Genomic DNA, 18,185 nt, shown 5'->3' with positions numbered 1-18,185 from the left:
CAGGGTGCTGCTGTGAACTGTAATGCTCCAAATGAACGATACAAGCCTGTGGCGACAGGATGACGGTGGGATGTGCCGGCCGGGTTCAAGGTCCCGTTTTGGGCTTGAATAGCCGGATTCTCGATCAAGGCAAAATTTTTTTTAACTGACTCATGACTTGAGCCTGTGGCTGTGCAATAATGGAGAACATCAAGAGAACTTAATGGGCGGCGGGATGCCGCAATTCTTCAACCGGGGGAAACAATGGACGAAAATCGCAAGAAGGCTTTGGGTGCCGCACTGAGTCAAATCGAGAAACAGTTCGGCAAGGGTGCAGTCATGCGCATGGGTGATGGTACGGCTATCAGGAATATCGAAGTGATCTCCACCGGATCGCTTAATCTGGATATCGCACTGGGTGTCGGGGGCGTACCTAAAGGGCGCATTGTCGAAATTTACGGTCCGGAGTCTTCAGGCAAAACCACCCTAACCTTGCACGTGGTGGCGGAGGCGCAGAAACAGGGCGGCACGGCGGCCTTCGTTGATGCCGAGCATGCGCTGGACCCCCAGTATGCCGAGAAGCTGGGCGTTAAGGTGGATGAGTTGCTGGTTTCCCAGCCGGACACCGGTGAACAGGCGCTGGAGATCACCGACATGTTGGTGCGCTCCGGTGCGGTGGATGTCGTGGTGGTCGATTCGGTGGCGGCCCTGACCCCCAAGGCCGAGATCGACGGCGACATGGGCGACACCCACGTCGGCCTGCAGGCGCGCCTGATGTCCCAGGCACTGCGCAAGCTCACGGCGAATATCAAACGCTCCAACTGCGTGGTGATTTTTATCAATCAGATCCGCATGAAGATCGGTGTCATGTTCGGTAATCCGGAAACCACCACCGGCGGTAATGCACTGAAGTTCTATTCGTCGGTCCGGCTGGATATTCGCCGCACCGGTGCCATCAAGAAAGGAGACGAGGTGGTCGGCAACGAGACCAAGGTTAAGGTGGTGAAGAACAAGGTGGCACCACCTTTCAAACAGGTGAATTTTGAAATTCTGTATGGTGAAGGTATCTCCCGTGAGGGTGAATTGATCGACCTGGGTGTCCAGTATGGGCTGGTAGAAAAATCCGGCGCCTGGTACAGCTATAACGGTGACCGCATCGGTCAGGGCAAGGATAACGTGCGTAATTTCCTTAAGGAGAATGCCGATATAGCCCAGCACCTGGAAGATCAGATCCGTCAGCAAGCCTTTCCCAAACCCGAGATAAAATCGGATGTGGTTGAGGCCGACATCGAGGCCTGAGTCGGTGGAACCCGAGCAGGCGCGGCGGCAGCGGGAAGAGTTGGAGCAGGCGGCTATCCGCCTGCTCACCATTCGGGAGCATAGCCGCGTCGAGCTACGCCGGAAACTGCAATCCAGATGCGATGAGCCGACGCTGCTGGAGCAGGTGCTGGATGGCTTGGAACTGCGTGGCTATCAGAGTGATGCCCGTTTTGTCGAGCAGTATGTCACGGGTCGCAAGCAGAAGGGCTTCGGCCCCGTCAGGATCAGACAAGAGTTGCAGGAGAGGGGGGTGGCCTCCACTTTGATCGATCCCCAGACAGACCCCCGCGACAGTGAATGGCAAGTGCTGCTCCAGGCTTGCTGCCGTCGCAAGTTCGGCGATACCCTACCGGCGGATTTTAAGGAACGGGCCAAGCGTGCCCGTTTCCTCGAGTATCGCGGTTTTCCCAGTGAGTTGATTCGCGATTTTCTCTGGAGCGACTCTGCCGAGCTGCTTTAAACGCGCGTCAACGGCCTGGTCGCGTCTTATTATTCAAAACGGCCGAACTTATCACCGGTTGGCGTGGCTGTATCGGCGACTCTCCTATTCTCCGTTGACGCTTGCTAAACCGGGTAACACCGTTATCCGCTCTAATAACTATACTCAATTGGGTGATTACCTTAAGCTTGGAAGGGATGATTGGGGACGGGTGGTGCGTCGCCAAAAAACAAGCTTAACGGATCGGCTTGCCAAAACCTGATACGAAAAACGCCAACAGACACCTGGTTGATCCTGAACCAGACCAATCGAGGATTGTGGTTTGCATCTGCCTTCCCTGACACTAGAACAGTATAGGGATATTATCGAGACAACCCTGGACGGGGTCTGGTTTCTGGATGGCGAGGGCAAGACCCTGTTCGTGAATCAGCATGTCGCGGACATGCTTGGCTACAGCCAACAGGAGATGGCGGGCAGGCGTCTGCTCGATTATATCGATAGTACTTCTCGTTCCAAGATCGATCTCTGCTTGGCGCGTAGTCAGAAAGGGCATAAGGGAGAGTGCGAATTACGTTTCCGCTGCAAAGACAAAACGGCTTTGTGGGCGCTGTTTATTTCGTCTCCGTTACATGAGCAGGGAGTCCTGGCCGGTAGTGTCAACCTACTGATCGATATCACTGAACGCAAGCTACTTGAGCAGGCTGCCCAGGTTAGCGAAGAGTTGTATCGGCGCATCTTCAATTCGGCGGGTGTGGGTATCCTGGAGCAGGATGTCGCCAAGTTGTTGCAATGGATCGGCACCCTTGATTCGCAGGACATCAGGCATCCCGAACAACTTTTTAAACGACACCCCGAGCTGGTATCCGCTGCGGCGGGTCATATTGTCATTTCTCGGGCCAACACGGCGGCCATACAGATGTTCGATGCCGATGGCGAGTCGGCGTTGCTGGGTCCATTTACCCATCTGTTGACCGGTGAGTCTTATGCGCCCTTCACCCAGGGACTGATCGAGTTTATCCAGGGGCGGCAGTTGATTGAGATGGAGTTGCCCTTGCTGCGCAGTAACGGGCAGACCTTTAGGGCACAGTTGCGGGTACAGGTGTCGGCTGACAAACAGGCACCGCTTCTGGTAACGGTGATGGATATCACCAAGCACTTCATGCTGGAAGAGGCGCTGCGTCATAGCGAGGAGCGATTTCGCGATTTCGCTGAGTCGGCGGCGGACTGGTTTTGGGAGATGGGGCCGGACCTGCGCTTTAGCTATCTTTCAGGCCGGGTGTACGAAGTGTTGGGGATGCAGCCGGAGGATTTGATAGGCAAAACCCGCAAGGAGGCCCACAGTGACCAGTCACATATCGACGAGCCGTGGCGCGATCACCTGGATCGTCTGGAAGCCCATGAACCGGTTATTTCAATCGAATTGAACTGGCGACGTCCGGACGGGGAGGAGCGCATCATCCGTCTTCAGGGGCGGGCAAGGATTGACAAAGAGGGGGTGTTTCGCGGTTACAGGGGGGTCGGCACGGACCTGACAGGGGTAAAGGCCATTGAGCAGGATCGGCTGAAAGAAGCCGCGTTTCGGCATGCGGTGATTGAAAAGGCGGCGGAAGGCCTGTGTGTCTGTCACCCGATTGCCGATGCACCCTATATGCAGTTCACGCTGTGGAACTCCCGTATGGCCGAGATCACCGGTTATACCCGCCAGCAGATTAATCAGAACGGGTGTTATCAATTGCTCTACCCGGACCCCGAGATACAGGCCAGGGTTGCGCAGCGGCTGGAGCGGATGCGTCAGGGTGATGATCTGCGAGGAGAGGAGTGGGAAATTATCCGGGCGGATGGGGCGCATCGGGTAATCAGTATCTCCACATCGGTGTTGCCATCGGAAGAGGAGACACCTCGCGTACTGGCTTTGATTCAGGACGTTACTGAAAAACGCCAACAGCAGGATGCGGTACTGGAGATTGCCAAGGGCGTTTCAACGGTCACAGGTGAAGGTTTTTATCATTCGCTGTTGGCACATCTTACCCCGGCACTCGGCGGCTGCTTCGCGTTTATCGGACTGGTTGATCAGCACGAGACTGACCGGGTCGAAACTCTTGCCGTTTTTAGTGCGGACCAAGTGGTGGAAAACTTCAGTTATCGGCTGGCGGGTACGCCCTGTGCCGATGTGTTATCCGATCACTATTGCATCTATCCCGAGCACGTGGTCGAGCTGTTTCCAGATGATCCCGGCTTGGTCATGCGCCGGGCGCAGGGGTATGCCGGTGCACCATTGGTCGACTCCCACGGTTTGAGCCAGGGATTGCTGGTGGTGTTGTTCCGGACGCCGATTGATAAACCGCGTTACGTAGAATCGATTTTGCGTATCTTCGCCACGCGAATTTCCGCTGAACTGGAACGACAGCAGACGGAAAAGCGGATACGTGATGAACGAAAACGCGTCCAGGATTTTGCGGAAATCGCATCTGACTGGTTCTGGGAGATGGGACCGGACCTGAAATTCAGCTATTTCTCCGAGCGCATCACGGAGACGCTGGGTGTCTCCGTGGATAGCTTATTGGGCAAAACCCGGCAGGATCTGCTGGTGAAAGAGTACGATAAGGAACAGTGGGATGCGCATCTGCAATTGATTGAGCAACATCAGCCGTTCCGTGACTTTGAGTATGTCGTTGAAAAGCCGGATGGTACGCAAGCTTATATACGTATCAGCGGAAAGCCGTTGTTTGGTGCGGAGGGGGAGTTTCTCGGTTATCGCGGAATCGGCCGCAATCTGACCGAGGAAGTCGAATCAAAAACGGCTGAGCGCCGTCTGCAGGACCGGCTACATGACGCCATGGAGAGTGTTCCGGGCGGCGTGATTCTATTTGACAAGGATGACCGGATGATCCTTTGCAATAGTGCTTATCGACGGGCGGTGCGAGAGATTAGCCCAATTTTGCAGCCGGGTATCACTTTCAGGGAACTCAACATATCCCTGGTAAAGGTAGGCCTGGTCGACACCGAAGGACTAGGTATGGACGCCTGGCTGGAGAAGCGGGAACGCCTGCATAAACAGCACAGGCCTTTCGTACTTCGGGTAAAAGACAATCGCTGGATAGAGGTGCTTGAGTTTGCCACCAAGGAGCGGGGCACACTGATCCTGCGCATGGATATTACCGAACGTATGCAGACCCAGAAAGCGCTGAAAGAGAGTGAAAGTCGCTATCGCGCGCTGATCGAGCAGGCGGCCGATGGCCTGATCGTCACGGATGAGCGGGGCGTTATTACCGATTGTAACCGGTCTGCACAGGTTATGTTGGGCCAGCGCGTAGACAGATTGTTAAATCGTTCTCTGATTGATTTTATTGAGCCTTCGGAGCGTGCCAAATATCTGCAGCAGTACAACGATATACACCGGAGAGGATCAATGTTGATCCAGTGCCGAATGCAGAGCCGGGACGGTAGAGTCGTACCGGTTGAAGTGAGCGCCCGGTCGCTGCCTGACGGAGGCATCCAGTCTCTGATCAGGGATATATCCGAGCGGCTCTCATCGGAAGAGCGATTGCGCCTCTCGGCAACGGTTTTTGAAAGTACCCGTGAGGGAGTCATCATCACCGACCGGAATGGTCTTATCACAGCGGTTAACACGGCATTTACAGAAATTACCGGCTATACCGAGGAGGAGGTGAGCGGCAGAACACCCGGCATTCTCAACTCGGGGCGTCACGATGACGCCTTCTATAAGGAGATGTGGGAGTCCGTCAACGAGGTGGGTTATTGGCGCGGTGAAATCTGGAATCGCCGGAAAAACGGTGAGATCTTTCCGGAGTGGGAAACCATCAGTACAGTCAGGAATGAGCAGGGGGAGTTGACTAATTATGTTGCGGTGTTTTCCGATATCAGCGATATCAAGGAATCGGAGAATCAACTGGAATACCTGGCTCACCATGATCCGCTGACGGAGTTACCCAATCGGCTATTATTTACCGCGCGTTTGGACCATGCTCTGGAACGGGCGCGGCGGGATGGCAGCTATATCGCGGTGCTGTTTATCGACCTGGATCTGTTTAAGAATATCAATGACAGCCTGGGACATCCGGTGGGTGATACCCTATTGCAACAGGTTGCCAGGCGGATCAAACAGCAGTTGCGCGATGAGGATACCGTCGCACGTTTGGGTGGCGATGAATTTACCGTATTGCTTGAGCAACTGGCGAATCCCCAGAAGGCTGGCAATATTGCGGATAAATTAACGCAATGCTTCGTAACCCCCTTTGAAATTGAAAGCCGTAGCCTGCATGTGACGGCCAGTATCGGCATCAGTATTTTTCCGAGCGATGGAGACAATACCGCCACCCTGTTGCGCAACGCGGATACGGCGATGTACCAGGCCAAAGCTATGGGGCGCAACGGGTTCCAATATTATGTGGAAGAGATGACCTCTTCCGCAGTGAAGCGGGTGTTGCTTGAAAACAGTCTCAGGCAGGCGCTCAATCTGAATCAGTTCGTGATCTACTATCAACCCAAACTCTCATTGGTGGACGATAGTTTGATCGGTTCAGAGGCGCTGGTTCGCTGGGTGCATCCGGAAATGGGCCTGATGCCGCCCGACAGCTTCATTCCCTTGGCCGAAGATACCGGTTTAATCGTATCCATCGGTGCCTGGGTACTGAATACTGCCTGCTGCCAGATCAAACAGTGGCAGGATGCCGGGTTGGAGACCGGTACTGTGGCGGTTAATCTGTCGGTGCAGCAGTTGCAGCGTGGTGACTTGATCAAAACGGTGAAGCAGGCATTGGCGCATTCCGGTATCGCCGCCGAATTCCTGGAACTGGAAATTACCGAAAGCTTTATCATGGATGAAGCGGAGAAGGCGATCGAAGTGCTGAGTGAACTCCGGACGCTGGGCGTCACGCTCTCTATCGACGATTTTGGTACCGGCTATTCATCGCTCTCCTACCTGAAGCAGTTGCCGATCAATAACCTGAAGATTGATAAGTCGTTCGTGCGCGATATTCCCCAAGACCCCAATGATGAAGCCATCGCCCGCGCCATTATTGCATTGGCTGCGAACTTGCAACTGGATGTCATCGCGGAAGGCATAGAGACTAAAGAGCAACTGGCATTTTTGCGCCGCGAAGGGTGTGGTCTGGGGCAGGGTTATCTGTTCAGCCCACCGATTCCGGCGGATGATTTTGAAGCTTATCTGCGCCATCGCAAGAGGTTGATGCAAGCCTCGTCGTAGCGGCGGCAGTCGTGATGGCGGCTGGCGCTCTCCGATCCTGATATCGATGGGCGATCTCGATGAAGTCCGCCTCCCGGGCGATGAACGCATCGACCACATCCGGGTCAAAATGACGACCTTTACCCTCAAGCAGAATGGTCTTTGCCTCGTTATGGTTGAAGGGCGGTTTGTATACCCGTCTTGACCGTAGTGCGTCATACACATCGGCCAGTGCCATTAAACGGCCGGAAACGGGAATCTCTTGCGCTTTTAATCCATTGGGATAACCGGTGCCGTCCCACTTTTCGTGGTGGGTGAGGCTGATTTCCCGTGCGAATCGTAGAAATGAGTTACTGCCCAACTGATCGGCCGCCACCGCCAGCGCATCGGCCCCGATCTGGGCATGGCGCTTCATAATGGCAAACTCTTCCTCGGTCAGTTTGCCCGGCTTCAGCAGGATATGGTCCGGAATGCCGACTTTACCCACATCGTGAAGGGGCGCGGATTTGAATAGCAGTTCAATGGTTTCAGCGTTTTGCAGTATCTCGAATCCTGCCGTTGTTTGCAGCTGTTCCGCCAGTAACCGGACATAGTGCTGGGTGCGCAGGATATGTGCACCGGTCTCGTTGTCCCGGGTTTCCGCCAGAGAGGCCAGTCCAAGGATGCTGACATCCCGGGTCAAGTGCAGCTCCGCCGTACGTTGCGCCAGTCCTTTGATCATCTGATTGGTGCGCGCGGCGATCAGTCCGAACTCGTCATTGCTGGTGACCGGCACTTGGGTATCCAGGGCGCCGCCGGTTACCTGCAGTAGGGTGCGGCTCTGATTGTTGAGAAAGTAACGCAGGTTGCGCGAATACCCAAGGATGATGGCCAGCACGTAACCCATCATGACCGTCACCACAAAGCTGATCTCAAGCAGAATATAGCGTTGTGACAGCTGATGCGGGATATCCGCGCCGGGGCCTTGCAGCCACTCCAGGTCCTTATTGATGACCAGAAACACCACGCCGATCACCGACAAGGCGCAGACGATGGCAAAACCGCTGAATTTCTTCGATAGGGGATAGGGATTGCTGTCGGGTGCGATCTGCTCGCCGGTTACCGCAATGGTTTGCGCCAGGCGGTACTCCTGATCCAGGGCCAGCTCACAGGCGATCATGAAACCGAGAATCAGCATACCCGCTAATACCTTGATGCCGCTTAGCAGAGGAAAATCGAAGGTCACAGTGTTGAACAGGGCGAGCAGCGCTCCGCCGGAGGCAAATAGGGTCAAATCCGTCGTGAATTGCCGCTTTACCCGCCGCTTCAATGTGGTGGTATCGATACGTGTCTGATTCGTCAGGCGGATCAGGAACAGTCCGGTAAATACTACCAGGATAGGGATCAAGAGTTGTGCCGGGTTCAGGGAGTCGAGAAAGGGGCAGACCTGCACGCCGTAGATGGCGAGTAAAACCATACCGAGTAGGTAATGGAGAAGCGTACGGCGAATTGCCCGTTTCATGAGTCCTGTTCACCCGAGATGTGCTGTTGGCCTGTGTACATGCCTCTTACTCCTTTCGAATCCTTGCTGTACTTATAGTGACCGGAAAAGGTATCGGCCAATTTCACCGGCTCTGTAATCGGTGTGAGAGCGGTTCGGCCTGAACACAGGCAAAAGGAGCAGCGAACGAACTGGCAGCCTGCCTATATAGTGATGTAGGAAGCGGCACCGGTAGGTGGAATCTGCCGTGCATCCTGCTTGGATGGCTACTTTAGCTCCACGGCGACGCTTTTCTTCTGTTCCTTAGCATAGATCTCGTCCATATCCTGGACCTGGCCGCTGGCCAGTTCTTCCTCGATGGCGTCGCGCACTTCGACGATCACCACGTCCATCTGAATGGTGACGCCGGCTAGTGGCGGGTTGGCATCCACCACCACATTTTCTTCATCCACCTTGACCACGGTCACGATCACCTCAGTGTTGTCACGCTGGGTCTTGAATTGGCTGCCGACGCTGATTTCCCCCTCCATGCGGAATTTGTCCCGGGGAATGACCTTGATCAGGCGTTCGTCTGTGGCGCCGTAGGCCTGCTCCGGGGTGAGGGTGATCTGCAGGCGTTCGCCGATCGATTTGCCTTCCAGGGCTGTTTCCAGCGCCGGAAAGATCGCGCCGCGCCCCTGGATGAAAGAGACAGTATCACCGTTGTCCGAAGTATCCAGCAGATTGCCCAACGGGTCGGTCATGGTGTATTCGATGGTCACTACCTTGTCGTTGCTGATCTGCATTTTCTGATACCGGGGCTGCTGGATGGGCCGGACATCTTACGGCGGATTGGCCGGATGGCCAAGTAGGTCCGTTTTCAGGGAAGCGGCTTCTTGATGGCGTCTATCTTTCCGGTGGGTTCATTTGTTCTCACTGACCGATTTCCGTAGAATTGCAGGTGACAACGCCAGCCGATCTGCCTAATATCCACCATTTCGTTCAATCACAAAGTCTAGCCTGTATGAAGACCAGCGCCGAATTACGCACCGCCTTTCTGAATTTCTTTATTGAAAAGGGACATACCGAGGTTCCCAGCAGTTCGCTGGTGCCCCATAACGATCCCACGCTGCTGTTTACCAACGCCGGTATGGTGCAGTTTAAGGACACCTTCCTGGGGCGGGAAAAGCGCGACTATGTGCGCGCCACCACTTCCCAGCGTTGTGTGCGCGCAGGCGGCAAGCATAACGACCTGGAAAATGTCGGTTACACCGCTCGTCATCACACCTTCTTTGAGATGCTGGGCAACTTCAGTTTTGGCGACTATTTCAAGCGTGAAGCGATCCAGTACGCCTGGGAATTTCTCACCGAAGTGCTGGGCTTGCCGGAAGAGAAACTCTGGGTAACGGTGTTTGAAGAGGATCAGGAGGCGGAGGATATCTGGCTGAAGGAGATGAATGTTGACCCGACCCGTTTCTCCCGTTGTGGCGCCAAGGACAACTTCTGGTCGATGGGTGATACCGGTCCCTGCGGCCCCTGTTCCGAGATCTTTTATGATCACGGTCCCGAGATATGGGGTGGACCTCCCGGCTCGCCGGAAGAGGATGGCGACCGCTATATCGAAATCTGGAACCTGGTGTTCATGCAGTTTAATCGTGACCAGTCAGGCGAGATGACCCCACTGCCCCGTCCCTCGGTGGATACCGGCATGGGACTGGAGCGTCTGGCGGCTGTGCTACAGCATGTGCACAGCAATTACGAGATCGATCTGTTCCAGCACCTGATCCAGGCCGCTGCCAATGTGACCGGATGCAGCAACCTGGAGGAGAAATCCCTGCGGGTGGTCGCTCCCGGCATCCCTGCCTCCCGCGAGCTTAGTTCATCCTTGAACGTCATTGCCGATCATATCCGTTCCTGCGCCTTCCTGATCGTGGATGGGGTGCTGCCCGCGAATGAGGGACGCGGCTATGTGCTGCGCCGGATTATCCGCCGCGCCATTCGCCACGGTTACATGCTGGGTATGAAAGATCCCTTCTTCTACAAGCTGGTAGCGCCACTGAGTCAAGAGATGGGCGCCGCCTATCCTGAGTTGCCCAAGGCGGCCGACCAGGTGGAGCGGGTCTTGCGCCTGGAAGAGGAGCGCTTTGCCGAAACCCTGGAGCAGGGGATGAAGATCCTGGATCACACCATCGCCTCGTTGAGCGGCAAGGAGATCCCGGGCGAGACGGTGTTCAAGCTCTATGATACCTACGGTTTTCCAACCGACCTGACCGCCGACATTGCCCGTGAGCGGGATCTGTCCCTGGATATGGCCGGTTTTGAGCAGGCGATGGAGGCGCAGCGGGAGCGGGCGCGTGCCGCCAGTCAGTTCGGCAGTGCCCAGCAGGTGGATATCAATCTTGATGGGGCCACCGAGTTTACCGGTTACGACAAGCTGGAGTGCAAGGCGACCATCATCGCGCTGTTCCAGAACGGACAGTCGGTGGATACCATGGGCGATGGTGAAGAGGGATTGATCGTGTTGGATCGCACACCCTTTTATGCCGAGTCAGGTGGACAGGTCGGCGATGTCGGCGTATTGGAGTGCGGAGCCACTCGATTCGTTGTCGCCGATACCCAGAAACAGGGCGGTGACGTGTTCGTTCACCGTGGCCATTTTGAAGGTGACTCACTCCAGGTTGGCAGCGAGGTGCTGGCCAAGGTGGATGGCTACAAACGCGCTGCCACCGCACTCAACCACTCTGCTACCCATTTGATGCATGCCGCACTACAGCGGGTATTGGGCGACCACGTCCAGCAAAAAGGTTCATTGGTCAATGCCGAACGGCTGCGTTTCGATTTTTCTCACTTTGAGCCGGTTAACCGTGACCAGCTCAAGGAGATCGAGCACATGGTCAATGAGCAGATCCGCGAAAATCATATGGTGCAGACCCGCATCATGTCGCTGGAAGATGCCAAGGCGAGCGGTGCCATGGCGTTGTTTGGCGAAAAGTATGGTGACAACGTGCGGGTATTGCGCATGGGGGATTTCTCCACCGAGCTGTGCGGCGGTACCCACGTTAAGGCGGTGGGAGATATCGGGCTGTTCAAGATTATTTCGGAAACCGGTATCGCCTCCGGCGTACGGCGTATCGAGGCCGTGACCGGGGCGGCTGCCCTTCAGTGGGTGGAAGAGGATGAGAATAGGTTGCAACGGATAGCCGATCTGGTGAAGTCCGGGCGTGATGATGTAGCGGATAAGGTGACGCAACTGGTGGAGCGTAGCCGGCGCCTGGAAAAGGAGCTGGAACAGTTAAAGAGTAAGCTGGCCAGTGCCGCCGGCAGTGACTTGGCCAGCAGCGCGGTAGAGGTGGCGGGTGTCAAAGTATTGGCTGCCAAACTGGATGGCGTCGACCCCAAATCACTGCGTGACACGCTGGATCAGCTGAAAAACAAGCTGGGCAGTGCCGTCATATTGCTGGCGGCGGTCAGTGGTGAAAAGGTAAGCCTGGTTGCGGGTGTGACCAAGGACCAGATTCCGACCTTGAAGGCGGGAGATCTGGTCAAGTTCGTCGCTGAACAGGTGGGTGGCAAAGGCGGTGGGCGGCCCGATATGGCGCAAGCCGGCGGCAGCGATCCGGCTGCACTGCCCGGCGCATTGGCGTCGGTCGAGGGGTGGGTGCGCGCAGCGCTGGGTCAATAGCCGCCCCCCAGGGATAAGTGCGGTTTCGCGGATGAAATCGTGGAAACCTCCTATATTTTGTTGTTTAATGTGCGCCCTTTGGATGCCCGGTTTTTGGCCGGGCCGTGTATGTAACTGAAAGCGAGTAGCAGAATCAATGGCCCTTATCGTACAGAAATACGGTGGCACATCGGTCGGCAGCATCGAAAGAATACAGGCTGTAGCCGAGAAGGTCGCGGCGGCAAGAAATCATGGCGACCAGGTCGTGGTAGTGGTTTCCGCTATGTCCGGCGAGACCAACCGATTGATCGCCCTGGCGAAGGCGATCGAAGAGCACCCCTCCAACCGCGAAATGGATGTGCTGGTATCGACCGGTGAGCAGGTGACCATCGCGCTGCTCTCCATGGCCTTGCACAAGATAGGCTGTCCGGCGAAATCCTACACCGGCGGCCAGGTGCATATCCTTACCGATAGCGCCTACAGTAAGGCGCGTATCCAGGATATCGATGATATCAAGGTAAAGGCCGACCTGGATGCCGGTTGCGTAGTGGTGGTGGCTGGATTTCAGGGCATCGACGAACAGGGCAGCATTACTACCCTGGGGCGCGGTGGCTCGGATACTACGGCGGTAGCGTTGGCGGCGGCATTGAAGGCCGACGAGTGTCAGATCTTTACCGACGTGGACGGTGTCTACACCACCGACCCGCGGGTGGAGCCGAAGGCGCGCCGCATGAGCAGAATTTCATTCGAAGAGATGCTGGAGATGGCCAGTCTCGGATCCAAGGTGCTGCAGATCCGGGCGGTTGAATTTGCCGGTAAATACAATGTACCCCTGCGCGTACTCTCGAGTTTCGAAGAGGGCGAGGGAACCCTGATCACCTTTGAGGACAAAGGTATGGAAGACGCAAAAATTTCAGGTATCGCGTTCAACCGCGATGAAGCTAAACTGACCATTCTGGGCGTACCGGACCAGCCGGGCGTTGCTTACCAGATTTTGGGTCCTATCTCCGATGCCAATATCGAAGTGGATATGATCATTCAGAATATCGGCCAGGACGAAACCACCGACTTTACCTTTACGGTGCATCGCAACGACTACGATAAAGCCGTGGCGATTTTGAATGACGTTGCCAAGAATCTCAATGCACGTGAGGTGATCGGTGATAACAGTATCGTCAAGATCTCCCTGGTCGGTGTGGGTATGCGCTCCCATGCCGGTATCGCCAGCTCCATGTTTGCCGCCTTGTCCAAGGAAGGGATCAATATCCGCATGATCTCTACCTCTGAAATCAAAATCTCAGTGGTGGTCGATGAGAAATACCTGGAGCTGGGTGTGCGAGCGCTGCACGAGGCGTTTGATCTGGCAGCAGAACCGACCAAGATAGGCTAGAGTTTAATTATGGCGGATGTGTCAACTCCGTCAGCCAGCAGTGAGGGTCTATACTGTATCGCGGAATAGACCTTTAATTCCCTTTATTTCTCAATGGGTTAGCTGGTAGAATCCCATCGCTCTTTCGCCACATCTCCTGTGGGGTAAGTGCTTGGTTGGCGATGTTCCTACTCACTTTCCGGAGGACGGAGATCCTCACAAGGTTGGTGTACGGAGCGTCACAGTTGGAAATTGAAACAGGGAGATTGGACGATGTTGATCTTGACACGCCGCGTAGGTGAGACTCTGATGATCGGTGACGAAGTAACGGTGACGGTACTGGGTGTCAAAGGTAATCAGGTTCGAATCGGTGTCAATGCTCCACGTGATGTAACGGTGCATCGTGAAGAGATTTATGAGCGCATTAAACGTGAGCAGCAGACTGACCAGGAAATGGTTGACGAGTAAATCGTACCGCCCATGCGGGGCCGTTCAGGCCCCGTTGCACTCGACTTCGCTAACACATTGATGATGTTGTCATCAGGCGCGGGTGTGACTTAAAAAAGGGCCGATCAAAAGCCATTTTTAAGTGAAATTCATAGAAGCAATACGAAAAAAAATGGGTTAGAATACCGCCTCTTTTGAGGGGCAGGGTATAACCCGAGTGATTCTGTGTATCAGGACGGCCCCGAAGGGGTGAGGTGCGAAGCACCGAATCACGCGCGCCCCTGATGGTCCGCAGGACCATTAAACGTGTGAACCGATTTAGGAGAGCTGGCCGAGTGGCTGAAGGCGCGCCCCTGCTAAGGGCGTATACGTTAATAGCGTATCGAGGGTTCGAATCCCTCGCTCTCCGCCATTATTCTGAACGACATCAGAAGATCAGTGACCGTGGACAGTTGATTAGTCCACGATTCGAACCCTCGATTCATATGGAAGGTTCGATCGCGGAGCGCGAAGCGCGTAGCAAAGCGACCGCAGGGAGCTCATCCCTCGCTCTCCGCCATTATTTTGAATGACAGCAGAAGTTCATAACCGTGGGTAGTTAATTAGCCCACGATTCGAACCCTCGATTAAAACAGTGGGTTCGAGCGCGAAGCAAAGCGACCGCAGGGAGCTCATCCCTCGCTCTCTGCCAACAATAAAATCCCTGAAGAATCGATGTGCTATAGGGATATTTCACCCCCATTTCCGCCCCTCAACAGATCTGAAGTTAAACCCGCCAACAGGCGCAACGGCCGTTTGAGATAGCCATTACCCGCCGAACAGCCGTGCGCAACACCTCCCGGCATATTCAGGATTCGGTCGCCTGCCGGGCAAGTAAGGCCGCCTCAACCCGGTTTCGTACCTGCAACTTCTGCAGGATATTGGTCATGTAGTGTTTAATGGTTTTTTCACTGAGGAAGAGTTCCTGGGCCACCTCCTTATTACTCTTGCCGGTTGAAACCAGTTCGAGGATGCCGCGCTCCCTTGGTGTCAGCTCGGAGAGTGGATCGGACGGGGACTGCTCCGCGTTGTCGCTTGGGCGCCACTCACCCAGCAGACTCGCCGCCAGGGCTGGAGTGACATAGGCCTGTCCGGTGTAGATGGCACGTACGATTTGCACCAGTTCCGGACCGCTGACCCCCTTGAGGATATATCCCCGTGCACCGGCCTTCAGTGCGGCCAACACATCATCCTCATCCTCGGACACGGTCAGCATGATGATTTTCACAATCGGGCAGGCCGATGCGATCGCCCGGGCGGCGCGAATACCGCCACCCTCCATGCTGACATCCAGCAAGATCAGGTCAGGTAACAGATCCAGGGCCAGACTCAGTGCCTCGTCTGCATTGCAGCCTTTGCCAACCACCTCGAAGTCGGTTTCCGCAGTCAAGGTGGCGGCGACCCCTTCGAGCAACAGGGGATGATCATCAACCAGTACCACACGAATATTATTGGACATCTTCCGTCTCCATGATGCCAAGGGGCAGGCTTGCCATTACCAGAGTTCCTTGTCCGGGCGTGCTGATTATACTGAAACGGCCACCCATGCTTTCAATCCGTTCGCGCATGCCCGCCAGCCCCAGGCGCTCAGTCAACAGATTGAGCTGGGCGGTATCGAAACCAGGCCCGTGATCGGATACCGCGATGACCAGATGCTGGTTATCACAGGTTACCCGAACCCGTTGCTCTTTGCCTTCGCCATGGTGATAGGCATTGTTCAGGGACTCCTGGACGAAGCGGTAGGTAGCGATTTTTAGCGGTAGGCGCAGCCGCCCCGGGGTTTTTTCCAGGGTCAATTCGACCTCGGTGCCGGTACGTCGTCGATGAGCCCGCGTCACCCGCTCCAGAGTCTGCTCCAGGCTTAGCTGACCCAGCTCCGGCAAGGCCAACCCTGCCGAGAGGTTACGAATCTCCTGTAACGCATCGTTAAGCGCACCACGAATGATGGTGGGATCCTGAGTATTTGTCGCAGCCAGGGTTTCAGCCGATGAGTGATTACCCGTCTCGTCCAGGACCGCATCCAGACGTAGCAGGGCGAAGCCGATGGATTGAGCAGGTCCATCATGCAGTTCGGCACTCACACGTCGTAAGAAACGTTCGTTGACCTCGGTGGCCCGGTTGGAGGCGCGTTGGACCCGCTCATGCAATTGCCGGTTCTGGGCCAGCAGGCCGGATAACTCCTGTACCTGTGAATGCAACTCCCGCTGTTGGGTGTCGATCGTCTGGCTGCCCCGCCTGACAATACCGAACAGCAGGAGAAACATCACAAATGAGACACCACTCACCACCAGCCAACTGGAGACCTGGGCATTGAACAGTTGAGTCTCGAACAGTTTGGCCGATTTGTAGAATTCGGCGACTGCGATAATACGGTCACTGCCTTTTTCCCGAACCGGGCTATAGAGTTCCAGCAGGCGACTGCCGAAATCGCGCTCCAGGGCATCTTCCTCATCCACCAGATCCGACAACTCCGAGGTGACCATTCCCTGCCAGGCCCGTTTCAGGTTTGGTGTTTCGGGAAAGACCTTGCCAAATATCGATGAGCGACTGCTATAGACGATCCGGCCACCGGGTCCCCAGATCTTGAACGATACAATCTGCTGGCCCAGCGGGGTCTCCCGATGCAGATAGTCCAGAACGGCCCGCGACTCCGCAGAAAGATCCTGTTGATGGGCCAGTTCCTGGACCTCGGGGGCTACAAAGCTGTTCATATACAGTGCGGTGGTTACCGCGGTGTTTTGTATGACCCCTTGCTTGATCTCTTCGCTAACCCACCAGCCGATGACCACGGTACCGGTAACTATGACCGAGAAACTGACGGCTGCAAACAGTTGCGCCAGGCTCATACGGCCCTTGAGTGCCCTTAATCGTCGTTTCATGCTCGGTTACCAGCCCAGGTTTGGCATCCATTCTGACACAGCGATACAGGCCGTTCATCGGACCAAGGTCCGAAGCGTTATGGTCATTAAGTCTGACCTCAGACACGCCATGAGTCAGGGGCTAATTTCCATCGTTGGTCCGTAGTGCCAGCCTCCCTTTATTGGAATGATAGACACACCCAATGATGCCTATCAACACCTCGGCAGCCGAGCAGGGAGAGCCAACATGAATCTCAGTAACATCGTCAGTGAAATTCACCCGATCGCATCCACTCGAGAAAAGTCAACGCCCGTCACCCTCGATCGGGGCCACCTGGGCCAGGCCAAGGCCGCCTATAATACGCGTCGGGTGGATCTGACACGTGCCACGCACCTGTTGCAGGGGGATATTCGTCCCCAGGCCGGCGACCTGGTATTGGCCCGTATCGAAGGTATCGGTCAGCATACCCGTATCGAGCTGGCCAATGGCCGTCGTGCCCTCTTGTATAAAGGGGATGAAGTGATCGTCTGTTATGGCGCCCGCTATGCACCGGATCAGTTTGAGTCTTACCTGCCTGACGACCTGGGGCCATGTCACCTGGTCGCCGCCGGCGGCGTGGCATCCCGCTGTGAAAACCGCCATAAACGAATGAAACCACCCACCGCGATTCATCCCCTGGGTCTGCTGGCGGATAGCCAGGGCCAGCGGATCAATATGCAGGGTGCGGCGTTACCGAGGATACCCGCAGTCACCGGCCATCCCTTTACCGTTGCAGTGGTGGGCACCTCGATGAATGCCGGGAAAACCACCACCGTCGCCAGCCTGGTACGCGGATTTAAGGCCACGGGCCGGCGGATCGGGACCGCCAAGGTGTCGGGAACCGGGGCTGGCGGCGACCGCTGGGCGGTGGTGGATGTTGGAGCAGATCCGGTATTGGACTTCACGGATGCCGGTGTGCCCTCGACCTTTGGTCTGCCGTTGGCCCAGCTGGAGGACATTTTCATCCAGCTTAACCGCCAACTGGCGGCCCAGGGTGCGGAGGTAGTGATACTGGAGGTGGCCGATGGGTTGTTTCAGCGGGAAACCGCCGCCCTGCTCGCCTCCCGGGTGTTTAGAGAAGGGGTAGACTGCCTCCTGTTTGCGGCCACGGATGCCCTCGGTGCGAAGGCGGGTGTCGATCACCTCAAGCAGTTGGGCCTGGAGGCAGCCGCAGTCAGCGGCATTATCACCGCTTCGCCGCTGGCCTCACGTGAAGCCGCCCAGGTCCTGGAGATACCGGTGGTGAGTGCCGCCGAGTTGGCCAATGCCAGCTGGCTACCTAACCCTGAAGCGGCGGTTGCCGGTGACGAGCTCGGACGCATCCTGTCGGTCAGCCAGGCGTTACCTGCCAGCCGTGTCAGCGCCTGA

At 55.9% G+C, this 18,185-nt stretch carries 11 protein-coding genes and 1 tRNA gene; 8 read left to right on the top strand and 4 right to left on the bottom strand.

All coding sequences use genetic code 11. The features are described 5' to 3' along the window. Positions 1-243: 243 nt before the first annotated feature. From recA to ACQY5R_RS01675, 3 genes are all read left to right on the top strand, one after another. A complete protein-coding gene (gene recA / locus ACQY5R_RS01685) occupies positions 244-1,278 on the top strand; it encodes a recombinase RecA (RefSeq protein ID WP_428603735.1) in 1,035 nt (344 codons plus the stop codon). Between the two features lie 4 nt (positions 1,279-1,282). Beyond that, positions 1,283-1,759 carry a regulatory protein RecX gene (locus tag ACQY5R_RS01680; RefSeq protein ID WP_428603733.1) on the top strand — a complete coding sequence of 159 codons (477 nt, stop codon included), beginning with the start codon at positions 1,283-1,285 and terminating at the stop codon, positions 1,757-1,759. Between the two features lie 301 nt (positions 1,760-2,060). Further along, positions 2,061-6,965 carry a PAS domain S-box protein gene (locus ACQY5R_RS01675; RefSeq protein ID WP_428603731.1) on the top strand — a complete coding sequence of 1,635 codons (4,905 nt, stop codon included), beginning with the start codon at positions 2,061-2,063 and terminating at the stop codon, positions 6,963-6,965. Here ACQY5R_RS01675 and ACQY5R_RS01670 read toward each other — a convergent pair. Continuing rightward, positions 6,889-8,445 carry an HD domain-containing phosphohydrolase gene (locus tag ACQY5R_RS01670; RefSeq protein WP_428603729.1) on the bottom strand — a complete coding sequence of 519 codons (1,557 nt, stop codon included), beginning with the start codon at positions 8,443-8,445 and terminating at the stop codon, positions 6,889-6,891. The genes ACQY5R_RS01675 and ACQY5R_RS01670 overlap by 77 nt on opposite strands. A gap of 245 nt (positions 8,446-8,690) precedes the next feature. Further along, positions 8,691-9,209, bottom strand: coding sequence for an FKBP-type peptidyl-prolyl cis-trans isomerase (locus ACQY5R_RS01665; RefSeq protein WP_428603727.1), 519 nt, complete (start codon positions 9,207-9,209; stop codon positions 8,691-8,693). A 218-nt stretch (positions 9,210-9,427) separates the two neighbouring features. On the opposite strand from ACQY5R_RS01665, the gene alaS reads away from it, so the two are divergent. The 4 genes from alaS to ACQY5R_RS01645 all read left to right on the top strand — a co-directional run bounded on the left by alaS (position 9,428) and on the right by ACQY5R_RS01645 (position 14,292). Next, positions 9,428-12,085, top strand: coding sequence for an alanine--tRNA ligase (gene alaS / locus ACQY5R_RS01660; protein ID WP_428603725.1), 2,658 nt, complete (start codon positions 9,428-9,430; stop codon positions 12,083-12,085). A gap of 136 nt (positions 12,086-12,221) precedes the next feature. After that, positions 12,222-13,454: an aspartate kinase gene (locus ACQY5R_RS01655; protein ID WP_428603723.1), complete on the top strand. Its 1,233-nt coding sequence runs from the start codon at positions 12,222-12,224 to the stop codon at positions 13,452-13,454. 252 nt (positions 13,455-13,706) lie between these two features. Beyond that, complete coding sequence (csrA, locus tag ACQY5R_RS01650; RefSeq protein WP_428603721.1) at positions 13,707-13,901, top strand: carbon storage regulator CsrA; 195 nt, start codon at positions 13,707-13,709, stop codon at positions 13,899-13,901. A 300-nt stretch (positions 13,902-14,201) separates the two neighbouring features. After that, positions 14,202-14,292 (top strand) — tRNA-Ser (locus tag ACQY5R_RS01645). 435 nt (positions 14,293-14,727) lie between these two features. On the opposite strand, the gene ACQY5R_RS01640 is transcribed toward ACQY5R_RS01645, so the two are convergent. Both ACQY5R_RS01640 and ACQY5R_RS01635 read right to left on the bottom strand, forming a co-directional pair. Continuing rightward, complete coding sequence (locus ACQY5R_RS01640) at positions 14,728-15,378, bottom strand: LuxR C-terminal-related transcriptional regulator (RefSeq protein ID WP_428603719.1); 651 nt, start codon at positions 15,376-15,378, stop codon at positions 14,728-14,730. Beyond that, the gene (locus ACQY5R_RS01635) at positions 15,368-16,798 is read right to left on the bottom strand and encodes a sensor histidine kinase (protein ID WP_428603717.1); all 1,431 of its coding nucleotides are present in this window, start codon (positions 16,796-16,798) and stop codon (positions 15,368-15,370) included. The genes ACQY5R_RS01640 and ACQY5R_RS01635 overlap by 11 nt, the downstream gene beginning before the upstream one ends. Positions 16,799-17,024: 226 nt before the next feature. Between ACQY5R_RS01635 and ACQY5R_RS01630 the strand changes: the two genes are divergently transcribed. Continuing rightward, positions 17,025-18,185 (top strand): hypothetical protein, encoded by a 1,161-nt coding sequence (locus ACQY5R_RS01630; RefSeq protein WP_428603715.1) that lies wholly within the window; start codon positions 17,025-17,027, stop codon positions 18,183-18,185.

This window comes from Sedimenticola sp., from assembly GCF_050289425.1.
Lineage (GTDB): Bacteria > Pseudomonadota > Gammaproteobacteria > Chromatiales > Chromatiaceae > Sedimenticola.
This window is presented reverse-complemented; position numbering and strand designations above follow the sequence as displayed.